3 protein-coding genes are annotated in these 1,625 nt (G+C 67.5%); all 3 read right to left on the bottom strand.

The window, feature by feature from the left end:
• Positions 1-217: 217 nt before the first annotated feature.
• On the bottom strand, positions 218-823 hold the full coding sequence (gene rpsD, locus VGC18_RS02535; RefSeq protein ID WP_331093894.1) for a 30S ribosomal protein S4: 606 nt from the start codon (positions 821-823) through the stop codon (positions 218-220).
• 32 nt (positions 824-855) lie between these two features.
• On the bottom strand, positions 856-1,260 hold the full coding sequence (gene rpsK, locus VGC18_RS02540) for a 30S ribosomal protein S11 (RefSeq protein ID WP_331093896.1): 405 nt from the start codon (positions 1,258-1,260) through the stop codon (positions 856-858).
• Positions 1,261-1,304: 44 nt separating this feature from the next.
• Positions 1,305-1,625, bottom strand: a 321-nt coding sequence (gene rpsM / locus VGC18_RS02545; protein WP_331093897.1) for a 30S ribosomal protein S13, incomplete at its 5' end; no start/stop codon positions are given.

Genomic DNA, 1,625 nt, shown 5'->3' on the forward strand with positions numbered 1-1,625 from the left:
GGCTCGATGACGAACCGGGAGCGGTAGTCGGAGTCGACGTCCTCCGACAGCGTGGGGCGCTGAGCGATGAGCATGGTGGATCTCTTCCTTCCCTGCGGACACCGATATTTGAATCCGCAGATCCCCCGGCACGTCTGGTGCCGGAGGGGCCTTGCCCGACACGGGCCCCGAGCCCGCCGAAGGAACCTTCGACCGGCTCGGGGACCGTGGGAGAGCGCTACTTGGAGTAGAGCTCGACGATCAGCTGCTCCTGGACGTCGATCGTGATCTGCGCGCGGCTCGGGAGCGAGTGCACGAAGACGCGACCGCGCTCCGGGAGGACCTGCAGCCAGGCCGGCACCTCGCGCTCGCCGTGGGTCTCACGGTTGACGATGTGCGGCGTCTGCTCGTTCGCCTTGGGCGCCAGGTCGACGATGTCGTGCTCGCTGACGCGGTACGACGGGATGTTGACCTTGTGACCGTTCACGAGGAAGTGCCCGTGGACGACGAACTGACGGGCCTGACGACGCGTCCGGGCGAGCCCGGCGCGGTAGACCACGTTGTCGAGGCGGGACTCCAGGATCTGCAGCAGGTTGTCACCCGTCTTGCCCTGGATCCGGTTCGCCTCTTCGTAGTAGCGGCGGAACTGCTTCTCGAGGACGCCGTAGGAGAAGCGGGCCTTCTGCTTCTCGCGCATCTGGAGCAGGTACTCCGACTCCTTGATGCGTCCCTTGCCGTGGGCACCGGGCGGGTAGGGGCGCTTCTCGAAGGAGCTGTCGCCACCGACCAGGTCAACACCCAGCCGACGGGACTTCTTGGTCATAGGACCGGTATAGCGAGCCATGTCTGTTCAGCTTTCCTTTCTGGGTGTGGAGGTCAGACCCGACGCCGCTTGGGAGGGCGGCAGCCGTTGTGCGGGATGGGGGTCACGTCGGCGATCGCGCCCACCTCGAGGCCGACGGCCCCGAGCGAGCGGATCGCGGTCTCGCGGCCCGAGCCGGGGCCCTTGACGAAGACGTCGACGCGCTTCATGCCGTGCTCCATGGCGCGGCGGCCAGCGGCCTCCGCAGCCATCTGCGCGGCGTACGGGGTCGACTTGCGCGAACCCTTGAAGCCCACGGTGCCGGCCGAGGCCCACGCGATGACCGCCCCGGTCGGGTCGGTGATGGAGATGACGGTGTTGTTGAACGTGCTCTTGATGTGGGCCTGGCCCGACACCACGTTCTTCTTTTCCTTCTTCCGCACCTTGGTGGTGCGGGTGTTGCGGCCTGCAGTAGCCATCTGTGCTCTGTTCTCCTGGGTCTACGCGCGTCGCCCGCGGGGGCTCAGCGCGCCTTCTTCTTGCCGGCGACGGGCTTGCGCGCGCCCTTGCGACCACGGGCGTTCGTCCGGGTGCGCTGACCGCGGACGGGCAGTCCCGCACGGTGACGACGGCCCTGGTAGGAGCCGATCTCGACCTTGCGGCGGATGTCGGCGGCCACCTCGCGACGAAGGTCACCCTCCGTCTGGTAGTGCGCTTCGATCCAGTCACGCAGGGCGACGAGCTGGTCGTCGTTCAGCTGGTGGACACGGGTGTCCCCGCTGATCCCGGTGTTCTCCAGGGTCTCCAGAGCGCGGGTGTGCCCCACGCCGAAGATGTAGGTGAG

The organism is Lacisediminihabitans sp. (genome assembly GCF_036404185.1).
In the GTDB taxonomy this organism is placed as follows: domain Bacteria; phylum Actinomycetota; class Actinomycetes; order Actinomycetales; family Microbacteriaceae; genus Lacisediminihabitans.